The sequence below is a fragment of the Virgibacillus sp. CM-4 genome, from assembly GCF_000445495.1.
Lineage (GTDB): Bacteria > Bacillota > Bacilli > Bacillales > Amphibacillaceae > Virgibacillus > Virgibacillus salexigens.
The window spans coordinates 274541-292086 of sequence record NZ_AUQA01000007.1 but is presented as its reverse complement, the minus strand read 5'-3'; the positions used below and the strand labels follow the sequence as shown (position 1 = coordinate 292086).

The following is a 17546-nucleotide window of genomic DNA, read 5'->3' as shown; positions in this document are numbered from 1 at the left end:
TGCTCTTATTTTGCATTCATCAACTGCTTTAAGAGTATTCGATCTGCGTTGATTGCTTGTTCTAGATTTGCATGGAAGATAATGTTCTTTTGCTTTTTGTACAAAGATAAATTGTATTGCTTTATGATTCCAAGCTTACAAAGAAGTTGTAAATATTGATTAATTGGGTCTTTTACTTGATAAATAAGCGGAAAATCCTTTTTTGAGTAATGATCCTCCGATTGAAATAAATCATTAATGCGAGAACGTTCAAGGTAGGAACCGACCGAAATTTTTACTAAATACTCCACGACCAATTTACTCTGCCAAATCCAAAGAGGAGTTTTCATGAAGTATTGAGATTCTACTGGTAAGTGTATGATTGAGGGGAGGTATATAATAGAAGTTTGGTTACGATATAACCACTGCTGCCAAAGATGGCCAAGTCTTGAAACATGGATTGGCTTTGTTCGAAATTTTTCTTTTTCACGCATCCACAAGCTAAGTAATTCTTGATCTGCAAGTAATTTTTCACGGAACAGGTCGACTATGGTTGTTTTCATTAGTTGTCTTACCCTGAATTTTGCTATAGCAGATCGTTTATTGATAATAAATACATGTTGAGCAATTACAAACTGTTTCGTATCGGGGCAAAAGAAGAAGAGCTTATTAGAAGTAGAAGAAGGAAACTGATGCATCATTGATAATAAAAAAGGAGAAATACGAAGCGTTGTTGCTGTTATTCTTTTCAATTGGTTAGCTCCAATAATCCAAATAGGTTGGATACCACTAGATTGATACCCTTTACTTCTATTATTTATTACCTCTTTTGGAATCGTCGCGCATTGGAATTCAATTGCTATTTGTTTGTTTCCGATCTCTACCAACATATCAGGACGCTGCTTAATTAGGGAAAGATATGGTTCTAGCTTTACATCTAGCTGTTGCTTCTCTAACCATTGATATATCATTAACTTACCTTGTTCATGATATTCCCCTTCCCCACCTTCTATTGAGAAACATTTTGCATTAGCATGATGAGCGAAGTGAGGAATTACCTCTGTTCCTGCACGAATACGTACTTCTGAATGACAAACAGGACAATAGTACTTCTGATTGCTCGCTTTTAATTTCTGAATGGCTGCATGTGATTTTGCAGCGATTATTATTTGATCGCCTTGATGGGTAATCGCTTGCAACATAAAAAAACACCTCCGTCTGAATAATTTCGACAGAGGTTAGTTATTTCCTTTATTCCTTTTGCGAGATGTCATATAAGAAGTTAACATAAAAAATAATGCTAGGAAAATAAATGATATGGGAAGATAATGATCTCGCCATTGAAATGGATCACCTATTCGCTGAACAAATAAGAAAATGCCAAAAATGAAAAATAGAATACCTGCAACACAATACACCTTACCGTATAAGGAAAGATTCTTCATAAGTTCACCTCATTTTCTCCATTTTATCAAAATTGTTGATAAAAGAAAGGCTGAAGCAGAAACTTAGAAGTCAATATAATGGATAAATAAAAAGACACCCTTTCATAAAGAGTGTCTATACTTGTACCGGGAAATGTGATCTAATTTGAACAAATGTATCGTTCACAAAAATCTTTTTCCCATATTCTTCTAGCAAATGGAATGTAATATCCGAATCATTACCAAATTCAAATACTTTACTTATAATGTCTTCTTGCTCTTTTTCATCAAGCTCTTCTTCTGAGAATTCCATATATAAATAATACTTATCGTTATAATGATATAGTGTTTCTTTTGTACCTTCATGATTTTCTCTAAAGTAATGGCTTAATTGAATAACATCTTCAAAGTCACTAAAATCAGCAATAATCCACAATTTATCTTCTTCATCTTCCTGTTCTGTCTCTTCATCATCATGTTTACCGAATTTATCTTCTAACATATTTTCAATTTTCTTATCTACAGGAAAGTCAACGGTATTTCCATCCTCCGTCTGTAGTTCGATATTTTCTCCATTCTTAGAGATTTGGGCTTTTGTAACAATGATTTCTAGCCCTTTTTCTAATGCTTGGACTTGTATCCATAATGGACCTTCCACATTGAAATCTTCCTTATAATTAACTTCGTCCATCATTTGCCAGAACAATTGCTCGCTTCTTTCACGGTTATACCAAATTTCTTCACGTTCAAAACCGCGATCTTCAATATCAATATATGAAATGTAGAACTTTATCGTATTCTCATTAATTCTTTCAATTTCCATTACGTTTTCTCCCCCTTCTTTTTAGGTAGGTGGAAGATTAGCTTCACCAAATATAACTTCTTGTTATAACATGTACCCTAAATTGATATGCAATAATCATTATTATTTAATCTATGCTTCCACATTAATGGTGATGCTATCCTTCCTGTAATTCATGTTTCAGAAATGAGTGGTTACATCATTCTATTTCTATTGTATGATAGCACTTATCAACTTGGAAACATATATGCCTATTTAATTAGTAACATATTTTAACGTATTCTTAAAGATTTGTCACCCATATTTTTGTGACGAAATTAGTAACGATTTGTCGTATTCTTGATACGGAGCGAAGCGATAAAAAAACGCAGATCTTGAAATTTCGATCTGCGTTTTTTTATATATGAAATGGATTTAATTGACCATTCGTTGCGCCTCACGTAATTGAAAAGTCCGCACCGTTCTCGGTAAGAAACGGCGAATCTCATCTTCGTTATATCCTACTTGCAGGCGCTTTTCATCCAAAATAATTGGTCTTCTCAAAAGACCTGGATTTTGTTGAATTAAATTGAAAAGATCTTTCATCGGTAATTGATCAATATTAACATCTAACTTCTGAAAAACCTTTGACCGAGTTGAAATGATCTCATCCGTACCATCTTCCGTCATACGCAAAATTTCCTTTATTTCATCCAGTGTAAGTGGTTCGGAAAATATGTTACGCTCCGTAAACGGGATATCATGCTCTTCCAACCATGCTTTTGCTTTTCTGCAAGATGTACAACTTGGTGAGGTATAAAGTGTAACCATTAAAACTTCACTCCTCATTCTAATATGGGTTTATTCATTTCATAAACATTGAGTACTTATCAAATTAAAATAAGTTTAAATAACCCTATATGTAAATTATACTACAATTGTCAAGCGAAAGGTAGAGGATATTCAAGAAAAAATCGAGTTTTTTATAGATGTTTACGAAATGTAAATTGTTTCATTATATATGTAAGTTACCCCTAATCATTTTTAATTAAACCTTTTATTTGAAAAAATTTTTCAAATCACAGCAATTATTTCTTGCAAGCGTTTACTTCAAAATTTTCTAAAAAATTAGCCAAAACCTCTTGATTTTTAACTAATTTCCTATTATGATATTTTACATAACTTATAATGTAAGGTTTCCTAACATAATAAAAAGGGGTGATATAAATGAAAAAAATCGAGGCTATTATTCGTCCAGAAAAGTTCCAAGCTCTACGCAAGGCGTTATCTGCAGCAGGAATTGGTGGATTAACTGTTACTGAGGCCGCTGGTACAGGAAAACAAAAGGGGCAAAAAGGGATATTCCGAGGAACTACTTTTCAATTACAGCTACTTCCAAAAATTAAAGTAGAGACAATTGTGGAAGAGCAGAGACTGGATGAAATTCTAGATATCATCATTAAAAATTGCAGCACTGGCAACATTGGAGACGGTAAAATCTTTGTTTCTCCAATTGAAGAAACAATACGAATACGTACAGGTGAACGAGGCAAAGTGGCTGTCTTGTAAAAAAATTGAAGGAGGATTTATTCATGATTAAGAAGAGTTTACTGTTATTTTTCATCCTTTTCCTCATCGCATCTCCTGTTTACGCTGCACCAACTACCGCTTCCTTGGAATTATCCATTAATCTCGTATGGGTTATGCTTGGAGCTTTCCTTGTATTTTTTATGCATGCAGGTTTTGCTATGGTGGAATCAGGGTTTACTCGTGCCAAAAACTCACTAAACATATTAATTAAAAATTTCTTAACCATTAGTGTTGCTGCTATCCTATTTTTTGTTGTTGGTTATGGAATTATGTTTGGGACTTCAGGAGGTTCATTTATAGGCACAGATGGTTTCATGCTAAGCGGGGTTGAAGATATCGAGTTTTTTGTTTTCCAGGCAATGTTTATAGCAACCTGTGCAACAATTATTTCTGGTGCTGTTGCTGAACGAATGAAGTTAGGTGTTTACGTACTGATTGTTGTTGCTATGACAGCATTTGTGTATCCAATAGTTGGCCATTGGGTATGGCAAGGTGATGGCTGGCTGACCGATCTAGGGTTTAGCGATTTCGCAGGTTCTACAGTGGTTCATTTAACCGGGGCAGTCGGAGCCTTAACAGCAGTATTGTTCTTAGGACCACGCCTTGGAAAGTACTCTAGTAAAAAAGTTAATGTTATACAGGGGCATAATATACCAATTGGTGCTCTAGGAGTATTCATTTTATGGCTTGGCTGGTTTGGCTTCAATGGGGGAAGTACGCTGGCAGCCGATCCAGCACTTGTACCAATGGTAATTGGAACAACGCTCTTATCGACTTCCGCCGCACTGGTGTCGTCTGCTGCATATACAAAATTACGTTTTAAACGGGTAGATACATCATTATCGTTAAATGGTGTTTTAGGAGGACTAGTTGGTATAACGGCTGGCTGTGCTGAAATTTCTTTAGGTGGATCCATCGCCGTTGGCCTTATTTCAGGAATTATCCTTGTGGAAGGGATTCACTTATTGGATACGAAATTACGTATTGATGATCCAGTGGGGGCAATAACTGTTCACGGAATTTGTGGTATTTGGGGTACGCTAGCTATTGGTTTATTCTCTACTTCAACTGGTTTATTTTATGGGAATGGTTTTACACAGCTCGTTATTCAAGGGATTGGTGTCGCAGCAGTTATTGCTTGGACAATGATCACATTAGGTGTATTCTTATTCATTGTAAAACAATTTACATCATTACGTGTTTCTGAAGAAGAAGAAATCGCAGGATTAGACTTTGCTGAACATGGTTCGAACGCATATGAACTAAAAGAAGCTCTGATCTCTGATGATGAAGAACCATTATTAAATAACCTTGGCTTGGCAGATCGTTTAAATAATTTGACTACTACAGGGGAGCCACAGCAAAAATCCTCGTAATTAACAAAACAATTGTTAAAAAGCCTCTTATTCTACGAGGAATAAGAGGCTTTTGTTTAACTTTTCAAATTATCTAAGATGTTAGCGGAGGATCGATTTTTATCATAGGTTAATACTTCATCAACCCCCTGATAAGCTTTTCCGTATATCTCTTCATCTTTATACGTGTGTATATCTTCATACATCTTTTTCATTTGTTCATAAATAAAGTCTTCCGATTCATCATTCGGTGACCAGTACAGGATTTCCATCGGTGTATCTTCATTTGTCGCTAAAGATCTACGGGTATAACCGATAGCCTGGGCATGACAAAACCCTTCCCTATTGTAAAAATGTAGTCGTTTTTCTGTATCTGAATCCTCATAATCAACAGGCTCTACTTCGAGAATAATTGGTTTGTTTTTGGCTTTTAATTTCTCAATTAATTTGTGACCAATACCTTGACCCCTTGTTTTTGCTGATACCCATAAATAGTCGATAAACAGAAATGTGTCAAATTCAGCATACATCAAAACATGCTTATCACTCTCGTCTTTGTAATAGACGTCACCTTTTTCCTCTAAGAGCATTTCCATATGTTTTTTGGATTTCATCTCTTCTACAGGAAAATACTTATTCAATTTCTCATACCAATTCATTGATCTACTCCTTATTTTTAGTAGTCCTATTTAGTATAACGAAAAAATAAAATTTTGTTAAATAGAAGCCACAATATTGTGTTATTTTAGATTTCCCAAGATAGGATATATCATGTAGAAAAAAAGAGAAGATCCTTGAAGGATTACGTTCTCCCAACAAGGAGCTTGTCCCCTCAGAGGGTTTCTTGCTTCAAAAAAGTATACGCAATCCTCTCCAAAAATGGTTGTAGGTTTCTAAATTAATAGCTTTAAAAAAGCAGACCTTTTAATTGGTCTGCTCTATTCGTTATTTGCTCATTCCGACTGTATAATCTACATTTTCCGTATACGTATTACCAGCATTCCAAAGTAAGAATTCATGGATATCATTCTCTGCTAGGGCTTTAATTTGGGCTTCCACCTCAGCTTTACCATACTGCTTTGTTGCTCCTGAATAAAGCCAAGGAGCTTCGAAGTCCTGTATCCAAGGTCTAGAAACTGGTGGGTTATCTAATTTATCTAAAACTTTATTTTCCACCTTTGCATACGCATTAACTAATTTGTATGGTTCTTCATCTGGTTTTTCAATTCCAAAATAAGGTGTCCAATGGCTTGGATAAATCATCGACGAAATTACATCAACATTATCTGCAATCTTAGAGAAATTTTGTCCTATACCAGGCGTTTCTTCGATAGTAGCAGCATATCCAAATATATCAGCAGAGACATCAACATCATAATTAGACAATTCTTCACTTGCAAAATGCACAAAGTCAGTTACTGCTTTAACTCGTTTCTTAATATTGTTCATTTCTAGGTTTTCATATTCTCCTAAAGAATATTCCAATTCCTTATCTCTTGTCTCAAAACCTTCAGGAAAACGAACATAATCAAATTGTATCTCTTGGAATCCCATTGCTGCTGCCATTTTAGCAACCTCAACGTTATATTCCCAAACTTCGGTTTGAAACGGACTAACAAACGCTTCTCCTTTACCATTTTTCCATACTTCCCCATCTTTGGTAAACGATAAATCTGGACGTTTTTCTGCTAAAACCGAATCCTTAAATACTACAATTCGTGCAATTGGATAAATTTGTTTTTCTTCTAATACTTTCATCATTTGTTCAGGATCATCAATTAAATTTTTTGCCATATCTTCATATGGGGAACCTTCTTCTGGTTTAAACGTTAAGTGACCATTATCTTCTTTAATATCAATTACCATGGTATTCAAATCGGTTTCATCGACAAAATCAACCAAGGAATTAAACCGACTGCCACCAGCAGAATTTCCAGTCACATATATTCCTCTTACCGCATCAGGATATTCGAAATCATAACTTGAGGTATGTACAAATCGTTTCATCGTATTTTCTAGTTCAAGTGGCTTTAAGCTGATCTCCCTCTCATGATGTGGCTTTATTTCCTGAGCGTCTTCCCCACTTACAATTGCCGGAATGCTTAGTAGCACTGTACTAAGTATGGCTACAATTAATCCTCGCTTTCTCTGCATAAGCAATCAATCCCCAATTTCATTGTAATATGAGTCTAGTATAAAGGAAAACATGTCAATTTTGAACGAAAAATACAAGATTTTGAAGAAAATAATCAGGCTTGATTTATTCTTTTCCCCCTTTGTTGTATAATAAACATCATCAAATCCAGTAAAAACAAACACGAATAGCCTCTATAACTTAATTGAGGAGAGAGTTTATTTATGCTTACCATATTAGATTTAAAAAAAATGAAACAAAATCATGAAAAAATCACCATGGTTACTGCTTATGATTATCCTTCTGCTAAACATGCAGAACAGGCAGGCATTGATACGATACTTGTCGGTGACTCATTAGGAATGGTCGTACTTGGATATGATTCAACGGTACAAGTAACAGTAGAAAACATGATTCATCATGGAAAAGCTGTAAAGAGAGGCGCACCAAATACTTTTGCTGTCGTCGATATGCCGTTTATGTCCTATCATATTTCCACAGAAGATTCATTACGTCAGGCAGCCAAAATCTTTCAGGAAACCAATGCACAAAGCTTGAAAATTGAGGGTGCCTCAGCAGGGATTATTGAATTTATCCAACGATTAACAGAGGCAGGTATTCCGGCTATTGGTCATTTGGGCTTAACACCGCAGTCCGTTAATGTATTAGGAGGATTTAAAGTTCAAGGGAAAGATAAAGCAGCTGCAGCTAAACTACTACATGATGCTAAGAAAGTGGCTGCGTCTGGTGCTGTAGCACTTGTTTTGGAATGCGTTCCAAAAGAACTAGCTGACATCATAACAGCATCTATTGATATACCAACTATTGGAATAGGTGCTGGTTCGAAATGTGATGGACAAGTCCTTGTTTATCACGATATTCTAAAATATGGTGTCGATCGCCTACCAAGATTCGTTAAACCTTATAGTGATGTTAATCAAATTGGATTAGAAGCGATTAAAGGATATATATCCGATGTAAAAACTCAAAACTTCCCGTCGGACGAACATTCCTTCTTCATAAAAAGTAAAGACCTCCTCCCAGAATGAGGTTCACTTATTCAATTTTGATTAACAATGAATGAAAAGGAGTTAATCACATGTTCCGAACAATGATGAAAAGTAAGATACATCGTGCACGTGTCACAGAAGCTAATTTAAACTATGTAGGTAGTGTTACAATTGATCAAGATATTTTGGATAAAGTAAATATATTGCCACATGAAAAGGTTCAAATTGTAAACAATAACAATGGCGCTCGGTTAGAAACGTACGTTATAGCAGGACAAAGAGGCTCTGGCGTAATTTGCTTAAATGGAGCTGCAGCAAGACTTGTTCAAAAAGATGATGTCGTCATTATTGTCTCCTATGCACTCCTTTCAGGTGAAGAGCTTCATTCCCATCGTCCATTAGTTGCAATCATGAATGACAAAAACGAGGTTACAAACCTATTGGAACAAGAACCGCCATTAACAACAATAAATTCTTAATCAAAGAACAGTCTGAATCTAGAATCAGACTGTTCTATACATATTAAGGATGTAGAATTGTACGTGGATAACTCTGATCTATCATTTTCACTAATTTATACATCATATTATTATATGGAGTAGCAATTTGTAGCCTTTTTCCTTCTTTAACAATCGCACCATTGATAACTTCTATTTCTGTTTTACGCTGATGAAGAACATCTGTAAGCATAGATGATATATTTCTCCCAATCTCTTCAATCCCTAAGCGTATACATTCTTGAACAGGATCTTTATACAATAAGGATATTTCTTTTGCATGTGCAACCTCAACAGCTTCCTCTACTAGCTTTGAAACAAGTTCTTTCCCTTCCTTATACTCAATAGCCTCCCCGTTTTTCAAACGTGTTACAGCAGTTAGACCATTATAAGCTATATTTACTACCAATTTACTCCAAATTATAGATTGTACATTGTCAGACACTAACGTTTCCAATCCACTTTCGGAAAATGTAGCAGCAACCTTCTTTAAAAAATCGACATTCTCATTAGTCGGTTTCGTTGATCCAATAAATGTTTTCCCCCAAGCCCGTTGTTCTATTACTCCCTGCTTCACCCAACCTGCCCCAGCACTAGTTCCACCAACAAAAACTTCATGTGTCGGTGCTAATTGTTGAATTAATTCAAGGTTACCTATTCCATTTTGCAAGGTAAGGATTGGGGTCTTGTCATCGACCATTGGTAATACCTTTTCTAATACAGCCTTAGTTGCAAAAGATTTTATCAATACAAGCATAAGCTCGTAATCTCCAGATAAATCGGCAGGGTTCGTATAAACTGGTACATGGAGGGTAGCAAAATCACCTTTATCATGAACCATTTGCATACCTTGCTGCTTCATTATTTCTACATGGTTATTTGGTCTATTATACAGCGTGACATCGAATCCACATTTCGTTAATTTTCCAGCGAAAAGACTCCCCATTGCACCAGCACCAAGAATTAATATTTTCATGTGAATTTACTCCTTTACGGCTTTTTCACCATTTCGTATTCACTTGTACTATCCTTACCATACGTATAATCGGTAATTCTTTCAACAGCAAAACTTGATTTTAACCTTTCAAATCCTATATAATAGTGTCAAATAAATACGTATGAGCTATGAAAAAGTATGAAAGTACAATTATTCACTAGATTAGGTTAATTAGAGAGCTTGTGGTAGGTGGAAACAAGTACTATGGATAATTGGAATTGGGCCTTTGGAGCTTATAATCAAAAGTGATCTTATATAATAAGATAATAAGGGTGGTACCGCGGTTCATTCGTCCCTGTTGTATGGGGATGAATGGACTTTTTTATATGGGTATTACTAAGAAATGGAGTGAGCAAGATGAAGACGATTTTTTCAGGGATTCAACCAAGTGGTACTTTAACATTAGGAAATTATTTAGGAGCATTAAAGCATTTCACTCAATTACAGGAGGATCATGACTGTTTTTTCTGTATCGTTGATGAGCACGCTATTACCGTTCCACAAGATCGATTAAAGCTAAGAAACAATATACGTTCTTTAGCAGCTCTCTATTTAGCTTCTGGCATTGATCCAGAGAAATCAACACTGTTTATTCAATCTGAAGTTGCAGCACATACGCAGTTAGGTTGGATGTTACAATCTATTAGTTATATGGGTGAGCTTGAACGAATGACACAATTTAAAGATAAATCAAACAAAGAAACAGCTATTTCTTCTGGTTTACTGACCTATCCAACACTAATGGCTGCTGACATTCTTTTATATAATACCGATATCGTCCCGGTCGGTGAAGATCAAAAGCAGCATTTAGAGTTAACAAGGAACCTAGCCCAACGGTTTAATAACAAATATAATGATATCTTTACGGTTCCAGAGGTCAGTATTCCAAAAGTTGGTGCTCGGATTATGTCTTTACAAGATCCAACGAAGAAAATGAGTAAATCCGATTCGAATGAAAAAGGATTTATTTCAATGCTTGATGAACCAAAGAAAATTGAAAAGAAAATTAAAAGTGCGGTCACCGACTCGGAAGGAAAAGTAAAGTACGATAAAGAAAATAAACCTGGTGTTTCGAACTTACTTACGATTTACTCTATTTGTTCAGGTGAATCCATTGATGTATTGGAAGAAAAATATGAAGGTAAGGGCTATGGTGTTTTCAAGCAAGATGTGGCTAATGCTGTTATTCATTTATTAGAACCAATTCAAAACAAATACTATGCATTGATTGACTCTGAAGATCTTGATAATATTTTAGATCGTGGAGCAGATAAGGCAGGAATGACAGCAAATCGCACCGTTGCTAAAGCAAAAAAAGCAATGGGGTTAGGTAGAGTTAAAAAGAAGAAAAAGTAAACGTAAACAAGAGGATGATCTTTGTTATGAGACCCTCCTCTTGTTTATTATATCTATCCCTTATTTTTGCTTCGATGTATTTTGTTCTTGACCGTTTTCAATTTCCCACATTTTTTCTAGGAAAGGCTGTCCTTTTATTAACTTCGCACACAGGTCCTCATGCCTTGTACTCCAACCTTGTCTGACACCCTCATATAAAGCTGTCCAAACTTTCTCTTCATCCATAAACCGGATATATGGATAATTTTTTGGGTCCCATTCCGTTAACCAGTAACGAAGTTCTTCTAAATGATTAGCCGTCCGTAGCTGATCAAGTGCCATCATTAATAGTTGTTTCAGCTGTCTTTCTCTTCTCGTTAACCCAAAAACGAGTTCGGGCGGCATCGACAACATATGGTATTCCTTTTTATAATATTTATTATCATATTTAAATGACTGAGGTTTGGTGTTCTTAATCATGTCGTACACCAACTGTTCTTGTCTGGGAATTAAACGACTTTTTCGAACTGGAATTTTATAGCCGATTGTATCAAATGCCAACATGTCATTACCATCTGTCACAATACAAGCATAGTCTAAAACGGTTCTTTCTTGCCCTTTTCGCATATAAGCACGTTTATAAATAGCATCTAATAAAGCTTTTGGCAGTTCATGCATATCATTTTCAATAAAGTTATACAAGTCCTTTGTTATGTATAGTAATGGCACCTGATCGAGTAATTCTATGCCGTCCTCCTTGCGCCATTCTTGAAAATAACAAACATTATAGCCATTTTCTTCTCCTTCAAACCAATTCACCCATACATCATGCATATATAGCATAAAACAACCCTCACTTTTCAATCAGAACTTAACATACATTATGACCATGATTTAGAAAAATATTCTAAGTCTGCCATATTTGCGGCATGATATTTTTTCCAAAATATAGTATTCTTCTTGGTAGTAATTATCAAGCAAGGTAATTCATGCATGGAAATGGTTCAATTGAAAACCTTTATCTTTCACTTATCATTTAAGTTTATTTGGTAAACGGCTGATAACCAGACTCATCATAACAATTCCTATTGGTAAAAAATAACATTCAATTCGGCTCAAAATAAAACTAAAATATTCTCCCCATGATAGACCAGCTGGAAGAAAGTTCATATAAGCAATGATAGTTACTCCACCCATTACAGCAAAACCGAATCCCATTAAAAACAGAAATACATACCCCATAAATTGTCGCCTACCTTGTCCACTTTTTAATAGAGTATGCTTGTCTTACCTATTACATGAAAAAAATTGTACAAGCTTTTACAATTGGTAAACAAAAAATCGACCCCTTCATGGGATCGATTTGCTATTTATTCATATTTTTTAAATACTAAAGCAACATTATGGCCGCCAAATCCTAGTGAGTTGCTGAGAACAACATTTACATCTTGCTGTCTAGCTTCATTTGGAACATAATCTAAGTCGCAATCAGCATCTGGTGTTTCATAATTGGTTGTCGGAGGTATAATACCATCTGTTATTGATTTAACAGCTATAACAGACTCAATTCCCCCAGCTGCTCCAAGCAAGTGTCCAGTCATCGATTTGGTAGATGAAATGGCAACATTATACGCATCTTCTGACATTACAGCTTTAATTGCAGCTGTTTCAAATTTATCATTCAATGCCGTACTCGTTCCATGCGCATTGATATAGTCAATTTGTCCAGCAGTAATCGAAGCGTCATCCAACGCATGCTGCATTGCCCGTGCTGCCCCTTCCCCGTTTTCAGCTGGAGCTGTTATATGGTATGCGTCTCCAGTCGCTCCGTACCCAACAATTTCTGCATATATATGGGCATCTCGAGCAAGTGCAGTCTCTAAATCTTCTAAGACTAAAATACCGGATCCTTCCCCCATTACAAAACCATCTCGTTCTTTGTCAAAAGGGCGACTCGCGGTTTGTGGATCTTCATTCAAGGATAGCGCTTTGGCTGAAGAGAAGCCCGCAAATGCCATATTCGATATGGGAGCTTCTGCCCCCCCAGTAATCATATAATCTGCATCTCCACGTTGAATAGCCTTAAACGCATCTCCAATGGAGTTTGCACCTGAAGCACATGCAGTTGTTGTACAAGAATTTATTCCTTTTGCTCCTAATTGAATAGATACTTGACCAGCAGCCATATCTGGAATCATCATCGGCACAAAGAATGGACTAACACGCTTCGGTCCTTTTTCCATGAATTTACGATGTTGATCTTCCCAAGTTTGCATACCACCAATCCCAGAACCAATCCATACACCAACACGGTTTGTATTCGTTTCATCAATAATCAAATTGGCATCTTCTACTGCCATTTTGGATGCCGCTACAGCGTATTGCGTGAATAAATCCATCTTACGTACGTCTTTTTTCTCTATATACTTGGTAGCATCAAAATCTTTTACTTCTGCAGCTACTTTTGCAGTGAATTGTTGACTGTCTACTTTTGTCACAAAATCAATTCCGGATTTCCCGTTAATTATACTTTCCCACATTTGATTTACATTATTTCCTACTGGGGTTACTGCCCCAAGTCCAGTAATAACTACTCTTCTTTGCTCCATAAGGTTGTCCTCCTACTTACATTTATCTTCCCCAACGTAATGCTAAGGCTCCCCACGTTAATCCGCCTCCAAAGCCTACTAAAACGACCAAATCCTCGTCATTTATTTTACCATCTTTTACCGATTCTGATAAAGCAATTGGTATAGAAGCAGCGGAATTATTTCCGTATTTTTTAACCGTCTTTGCCATCTTCTCATCAGAAATTTCAAGTCTTTCTCTTGCAGCTTCCATAATTCGAATATTCGCTTGATGTGGAACTAAATAATCAACATCCTCTTTATCATGTCCAGCTGCTTTTATTACATTGACAGAAGACTCTGGCATTTGCCGAACAGCAAATTTAAATACTTCACGTCCGTTCATATAGATATAGCCACTATCTTTATCTTGATATAGCTCCTTACCACCAGCGCCATTTGAACCTAGTTCAAAGGAAAGAATTCCTCTGCCTTCAGATACCTCGCCCATAACTGCTGCTCCTGCTCCATCACCAAATAAAACACAAGTACTGCGATCGGACCAATCTGTAATTTTTGAAAGTTTTTCTACTCCAACAACAAGTACATTTTTATACGTATTTGTTTCGATAAATTGTTTTGCTGTTACCATTCCATACATAAATCCAGCACAAGCAGCGCTAACATCCATTGCAGCTGCATTTTTTGCCCCTAATCTATCTTGAATTATACATGCTACAGACGGAAAAGGGGTGTCTGGTGTTACAGTAGCAACTAAAATAAGATCAATTTCTTCCGGATGCATTTCCGCATTTGCTAGTGCATCCTTAGCAGCTAAAAATGCCATATCTGAGGTATCCATGTTGTCTTCTGCAATTCTTCGCTCTTCGATACCGGTTCTAGTACGAATCCATTCGTCATTCGTCTCTACAATTTTTTCTAAGTCTTTATTAGTCACGACTTTCTCTGGAACAAAGTGACCGACTCCTAGAACACCTACATCCATTTTTCCATCTCCTTAAAAAGTATTAATATCTATTCTTATGACTTGGTACTAATTTTAATTCATTTAGCCCTAATTTGCAAGAACCTAATCATTATGCAGTTTCACTGTGGGAGTAAATTAGCTCCTCGGTAATCGTTGATTATCTTTTTTAATTCTTTTCGAAGCCTTGGTGGAATCTCCCTAATCGCTGCATGATTCAAAAATTCTTCCACTGCCTCTGTAATCGCTCGCTCAGTGGTTAGGTGTTCCCTAAAGTAGACATTTGTATCATTCCAAGCTTGATCTGTATTTGAATCCGTTTGTACCATACCTACACTATGAATTCGATTTGGCTCGTCCATCATTGAACTGCAACCACTTATAAAGATGGCTGCAAAAAGGATTACTAGGGTATACGATACATACGATTTATGCAATGTAGGCACTCCCGGCTTCTTTAAGAGAAAATAAACTAGACCAAAGCGAGTATTATTCCGTATACTTTTTAAATTGATGATAATGTTCTTTTACTTGCTCTAATTTCTTTTCGATAGGTCTATTGTCCCGAGTATATGTTGAATGTTCAAGTTTTATTATTGCACTTTTCTTGTTATCAGCAATATCGTCGTTTAACCATTTCACTAAATAAGAAACAAAATCCTCAATATAAACAGCTTCGGTAAGAAAATATGTCGAGTCAAAAGGGATAAACAGGTGGTTGCGATACATTCCATTTTCGTTCATTGGCATCCATTCTCCAAACAATAGCGGAGCTTTTATTAATATTGTATCTTCCTTCATGTTTTCAGGAACAGTTGGATGAATGATAACAGAACGATTCGTGTGTACATGATCTATTTCTTTCAATGGAACACCAACGGAAATCACTGTGTCATAAACTTTCTTTTCCACATTCTCGCAAAATGAGAAATTGCTATTTCGACCAAAAAACATACTTAGTGTATCCTTCTCTTCTTTATCGATTACTCCTTCTACCAGCCAATCATCCTCTAATAATCCATTTACAATATGATATCCTATCCAATGATTACAATTTACAACTAAACATGTCATCAATAACATTCCCCCTTCCCCTTTGTTATAAAATTATCCTTTTTTTTTACGATTGGTTTTGGTAAACTAAAACAAGATAAACTAGAGTTAAATGTAAAAATGAGGTGTATACATGAGGTACATTGCAACAATTATCTGGGCACTTGTAATAAGTGGCGTACTTTCTTATGTTTTATCAAGTATGCGCGGTGACAGCTTTAGTATGATGGGTACAATTGTTTTCGCAGTTATCATGTTTATAGCTATTGTCATTTTAGGTGATAGTGCTATCCACGATGATAACGCTGAGAACTAAACCGAACTGATATATCCTACCTATAATAATATTAGGTAACTCAATTTCTCTATGGCAGAGACCAGCTGTATGATTGAAATAAACCCTTGCCCATTCTTACTATACAGGGCAAGGGTTTCCCATTTTAGGCCCTGTTAATGTAATAATGTTAATACCATGGAAGTATACTCAATGCCGCTAAAGCAGTTAAAGGCAGAATTAGCCTTCTAAATCGTGGTCCAGGTCCATAGCCGTATCCATACCCTGGACCACCATAACCAGGATAACCATAACCGAATTGTCTATGATGTGACCCACCACCCTGAAGTTGTTCATGAGGTTCAAGTGGTACAGCAAGATAAACGGATTCATTATCCAGTCCAGTAATAATTCCGTCTACACTTGAGCCATCGACTAATTCTATAAGCACATAGGCATGCATATGATCTTTACATACATCGTATATTTGTTGATTTCGGTCCGTCATTCCTATCAACCTCCTCACCAGCTAGCCTATTCATTCGCCCATGGGTTGGTGACATAAAAAATTAATAATTCTATAAGGAGATACATTATGGAAACATTAACTGAACTAGGTTTGTTAATTAAGTATTTAATTCTTGGCTTATTTCAAGGTTTTACAGAACCAATTCCAATTTCTTCAAGTGGTCATTTAGTAATCTTACGGGATCTGTTTGGATTAGAAATTAAAGGGTTATCTTTTGAGATACTCGTCAATTTTGGCTCATTGATTGCTGTTTTTATCGTATTCCGTAAAGATATCGCACGCTTAATTCGCAATGGCCTTCGATTCATTGTTCAAAAGGATAGAGATGAAGAAGCGAAGGAAGATTTTCGATTTATCCTATTCTTAGTCATTGCAACAATCCCTACAGGTATCCTCGGACTCCTATTTGAAGATATGATTAGTGAGCGATTAAGTGGAGTTGTCATTGTCGGCTACACGTTACTTATTACTGGGGCTGCCTTGTGGATAATTCGTAATTTACGAGGGAAGAAAAATGATGGGGAATTAACAATTAAAGATGCCTTGATTGTCGGAGCTGCTCAAGCGATTGCGTTAATTCCAGGTATTAGTCGTTCTGGAGCAACGATTGTTGCAGCAATGTTAGTTGGCATGAAACGCGAAACAGCTTTTCGCTTTTCCTTTTTACTTTATATTCCAGTAAGCTTAGGAATAACCGTATTAAAAATAACCGACATATTTACAGATCCTAATTTCGACACATTAATGATACCATATGCTATTGCATTCTTAGCATCCATTATTGCATCCTATTTTGCTCTTAAATGGTTTGCTAATATTATGGCGAAAGGTAATTTAAAATACTTTGCCTTTTATTGCTTTATCGTCGGAATACTTGTTATTATTTTCCTATAAATAGTTAAAACAGCAGTTCTCAATGACTGCTGTTTTTATAATGCTTAATGGAAATATTGGAGGAATTTGATTTTATCAACAAACGTATGCAGCTAACCTGCAACCATTTTTGAAAGACCCTAATTATTTATAGTGGTTAGAA

21 protein-coding genes and 1 other annotated feature are annotated in these 17546 nt (G+C 36.0%); of the genes, 7 read left to right on the top strand and 14 right to left on the bottom strand.

Annotated features, from left to right (window positions below; all coding sequences use genetic code 11):
- Positions 1–5: 5 nt before the first annotated feature.
- From M948_RS40280 to spxA, 4 genes are all read right to left on the bottom strand, one after another.
- A complete protein-coding gene (locus tag M948_RS40280; RefSeq protein ID WP_021292285.1) occupies positions 6–1181 on the bottom strand; it encodes a competence protein CoiA in 1176 nt (391 codons plus the stop codon).
- A 36-nt stretch (positions 1182–1217) separates the two neighbouring features.
- On the bottom strand, positions 1218–1424 hold the full coding sequence (locus M948_RS40275; RefSeq protein ID WP_021292284.1) for a hypothetical protein: 207 nt from the start codon (positions 1422–1424) through the stop codon (positions 1218–1220).
- A 115-nt stretch (positions 1425–1539) separates the two neighbouring features.
- Positions 1540–2226: an adaptor protein MecA gene (mecA, locus tag M948_RS40270; RefSeq protein WP_021292283.1), complete on the bottom strand. Its 687-nt coding sequence runs from the start codon at positions 2224–2226 to the stop codon at positions 1540–1542.
- Between the two features lie 393 nt (positions 2227–2619).
- A complete protein-coding gene (spxA, locus tag M948_RS40265; protein WP_021292282.1) occupies positions 2620–3015 on the bottom strand; it encodes a transcriptional regulator SpxA in 396 nt (131 codons plus the stop codon).
- A 396-nt stretch (positions 3016–3411) separates the two neighbouring features.
- On the opposite strand from spxA, the gene M948_RS40260 reads away from it, so the two are divergent.
- Entirely contained in the window at positions 3412–3753 is a 342-nt protein-coding gene (locus tag M948_RS40260; protein WP_021292281.1) for a P-II family nitrogen regulator, read from the top strand.
- A 23-nt stretch (positions 3754–3776) separates the two neighbouring features.
- Positions 3777–5150: an ammonium transporter gene (locus M948_RS40255; protein ID WP_021292280.1), complete on the top strand. Its 1374-nt coding sequence runs from the start codon at positions 3777–3779 to the stop codon at positions 5148–5150.
- A 56-nt stretch (positions 5151–5206) separates the two neighbouring features.
- Here M948_RS40255 and M948_RS40250 read toward each other — a convergent pair whose 3' ends face one another.
- Together M948_RS40250 and M948_RS40245 are read right to left on the bottom strand one after the other, a co-directional pair.
- Complete coding sequence (locus M948_RS40250) at positions 5207–5788, bottom strand: GNAT family N-acetyltransferase (protein ID WP_021292279.1); 582 nt, start codon at positions 5786–5788, stop codon at positions 5207–5209.
- Positions 5789–6074: 286 nt separating this feature from the next.
- Positions 6075–7283 carry a putative glycoside hydrolase gene (locus M948_RS40245; RefSeq protein ID WP_021292278.1) on the bottom strand — a complete coding sequence of 403 codons (1209 nt, stop codon included), beginning with the start codon at positions 7281–7283 and terminating at the stop codon, positions 6075–6077.
- Positions 7284–7487: 204 nt separating this feature from the next.
- On the opposite strand from M948_RS40245, the gene panB reads away from it, so the two are divergent.
- Positions 7488–8312: a 3-methyl-2-oxobutanoate hydroxymethyltransferase gene (gene panB / locus M948_RS40240; RefSeq protein WP_021292277.1), complete on the top strand. Its 825-nt coding sequence runs from the start codon at positions 7488–7490 to the stop codon at positions 8310–8312.
- A 50-nt stretch (positions 8313–8362) separates the two neighbouring features.
- Positions 8363–8752, top strand: a complete 390-nt coding sequence (gene panD, locus M948_RS40235; RefSeq protein ID WP_021292276.1) for an aspartate 1-decarboxylase — start codon at positions 8363–8365, stop codon at positions 8750–8752.
- Positions 8753–8795: 43 nt separating this feature from the next.
- Here the strand turns inward: panD and M948_RS40230 are convergent, their stop codons facing one another.
- Positions 8796–9746: a ketopantoate reductase family protein gene (locus tag M948_RS40230; protein WP_021292275.1), complete on the bottom strand. Its 951-nt coding sequence runs from the start codon at positions 9744–9746 to the stop codon at positions 8796–8798.
- 140 nt (positions 9747–9886) lie between these two features.
- Positions 9887–10067, top strand: a binding site (T-box leader).
- A 57-nt stretch (positions 10068–10124) separates the two neighbouring features.
- Between M948_RS40230 and trpS the strand changes: the two genes are divergently transcribed.
- A complete protein-coding gene (trpS, locus tag M948_RS40225; RefSeq protein WP_021292274.1) occupies positions 10125–11123 on the top strand; it encodes a tryptophan--tRNA ligase in 999 nt (332 codons plus the stop codon).
- A 60-nt stretch (positions 11124–11183) separates the two neighbouring features.
- Here the strand turns inward: trpS and M948_RS40220 are convergent, their stop codons facing one another.
- The 6 genes from M948_RS40220 to M948_RS40195 form a co-directional block, all read right to left on the bottom strand.
- Positions 11184–11945, bottom strand: a complete 762-nt coding sequence (locus M948_RS40220) for a YjbA family protein (protein ID WP_021292273.1) — start codon at positions 11943–11945, stop codon at positions 11184–11186.
- A gap of 189 nt (positions 11946–12134) precedes the next feature.
- Entirely contained in the window at positions 12135–12344 is a 210-nt protein-coding gene (locus M948_RS40215) for a hypothetical protein (protein ID WP_021292272.1), read from the bottom strand.
- Positions 12345–12472: 128 nt separating this feature from the next.
- Entirely contained in the window at positions 12473–13711 is a 1239-nt protein-coding gene (fabF, locus tag M948_RS40210) for a beta-ketoacyl-ACP synthase II (protein WP_021292271.1), read from the bottom strand.
- 22 nt (positions 13712–13733) lie between these two features.
- Complete coding sequence (locus M948_RS40205) at positions 13734–14675, bottom strand: beta-ketoacyl-ACP synthase III (RefSeq protein ID WP_021292270.1); 942 nt, start codon at positions 14673–14675, stop codon at positions 13734–13736.
- Between the two features lie 101 nt (positions 14676–14776).
- On the bottom strand, positions 14777–15091 hold the full coding sequence (locus M948_RS40200; RefSeq protein ID WP_038245629.1) for a hypothetical protein: 315 nt from the start codon (positions 15089–15091) through the stop codon (positions 14777–14779).
- Between the two features lie 52 nt (positions 15092–15143).
- Positions 15144–15731 (bottom strand): hypothetical protein, encoded by a 588-nt coding sequence (locus M948_RS40195; RefSeq protein WP_148530716.1) that lies wholly within the window; start codon positions 15729–15731, stop codon positions 15144–15146.
- 109 nt (positions 15732–15840) lie between these two features.
- Between M948_RS40195 and M948_RS40190 the strand changes: the two genes are divergently transcribed.
- Positions 15841–16023 (top strand): DUF2929 family protein, encoded by a 183-nt coding sequence (locus M948_RS40190; protein WP_021292267.1) that lies wholly within the window; start codon positions 15841–15843, stop codon positions 16021–16023.
- Between the two features lie 148 nt (positions 16024–16171).
- Here M948_RS40190 and M948_RS40185 read toward each other — a convergent pair whose 3' ends face one another.
- Positions 16172–16489 (bottom strand): hypothetical protein, encoded by a 318-nt coding sequence (locus tag M948_RS40185; protein WP_021292266.1) that lies wholly within the window; start codon positions 16487–16489, stop codon positions 16172–16174.
- A gap of 87 nt (positions 16490–16576) precedes the next feature.
- Here M948_RS40185 and M948_RS40180 point away from each other — a divergent pair, with 87 nt between their 5' ends.
- On the top strand, positions 16577–17404 hold the full coding sequence (locus M948_RS40180; RefSeq protein WP_021292265.1) for an undecaprenyl-diphosphate phosphatase: 828 nt from the start codon (positions 16577–16579) through the stop codon (positions 17402–17404).
- Positions 17405–17546: the final 142 nt, after the last annotated feature.

What these genes read in the sequence shown, in the direction of transcription:
- M948_RS40280 (WP_021292285.1), bottom strand. Translation starts at nt 1,181, where the DNA reads ATGTTGCAAGCGATTACCCATCAAGGCGATCAAATAATAATCGCTGCA.
- M948_RS40275 (WP_021292284.1), bottom strand. Translation starts at nt 1,424, where the DNA reads ATGAAGAATCTTTCCTTATACGGTAAGGTGTATTGTGTTGCAGGTATT.
- mecA (WP_021292283.1), bottom strand. Translation starts at nt 2,226, where the DNA reads ATGGAAATTGAAAGAATTAATGAGAATACGATAAAGTTCTACATTTCA.
- spxA (WP_021292282.1), bottom strand. Translation starts at nt 3,015, where the DNA reads ATGGTTACACTTTATACCTCACCAAGTTGTACATCTTGCAGAAAAGCA.
- M948_RS40260 (WP_021292281.1), top strand. Translation starts at nt 3,412, where the DNA reads ATGAAAAAAATCGAGGCTATTATTCGTCCAGAAAAGTTCCAAGCTCTA.
- M948_RS40255 (WP_021292280.1), top strand. Translation starts at nt 3,777, where the DNA reads ATGATTAAGAAGAGTTTACTGTTATTTTTCATCCTTTTCCTCATCGCA.
- M948_RS40250 (WP_021292279.1), bottom strand. Translation starts at nt 5,788, where the DNA reads ATGAATTGGTATGAGAAATTGAATAAGTATTTTCCTGTAGAAGAGATG.
- M948_RS40245 (WP_021292278.1), bottom strand. Translation starts at nt 7,283, where the DNA reads ATGCAGAGAAAGCGAGGATTAATTGTAGCCATACTTAGTACAGTGCTA.
- panB (WP_021292277.1), top strand. Translation starts at nt 7,488, where the DNA reads ATGCTTACCATATTAGATTTAAAAAAAATGAAACAAAATCATGAAAAA.
- panD (WP_021292276.1), top strand. Translation starts at nt 8,363, where the DNA reads ATGTTCCGAACAATGATGAAAAGTAAGATACATCGTGCACGTGTCACA.
- M948_RS40230 (WP_021292275.1), bottom strand. Translation starts at nt 9,746, where the DNA reads ATGAAAATATTAATTCTTGGTGCTGGTGCAATGGGGAGTCTTTTCGCT.
- trpS (WP_021292274.1), top strand. Translation starts at nt 10,125, where the DNA reads ATGAAGACGATTTTTTCAGGGATTCAACCAAGTGGTACTTTAACATTA.
- M948_RS40220 (WP_021292273.1), bottom strand. Translation starts at nt 11,945, where the DNA reads ATGCTATATATGCATGATGTATGGGTGAATTGGTTTGAAGGAGAAGAA.
- M948_RS40215 (WP_021292272.1), bottom strand. Translation starts at nt 12,344, where the DNA reads ATGGGGTATGTATTTCTGTTTTTAATGGGATTCGGTTTTGCTGTAATG.
- fabF (WP_021292271.1), bottom strand. Translation starts at nt 13,711, where the DNA reads ATGGAGCAAAGAAGAGTAGTTATTACTGGACTTGGGGCAGTAACCCCA.
- M948_RS40205 (WP_021292270.1), bottom strand. Translation starts at nt 14,675, where the DNA reads ATGGATGTAGGTGTTCTAGGAGTCGGTCACTTTGTTCCAGAGAAAGTC.
- M948_RS40190 (WP_021292267.1), top strand. Translation starts at nt 15,841, where the DNA reads ATGAGGTACATTGCAACAATTATCTGGGCACTTGTAATAAGTGGCGTA.
- M948_RS40185 (WP_021292266.1), bottom strand. Translation starts at nt 16,489, where the DNA reads ATGACGGACCGAAATCAACAAATATACGATGTATGTAAAGATCATATG.
- M948_RS40180 (WP_021292265.1), top strand. Translation starts at nt 16,577, where the DNA reads ATGGAAACATTAACTGAACTAGGTTTGTTAATTAAGTATTTAATTCTT.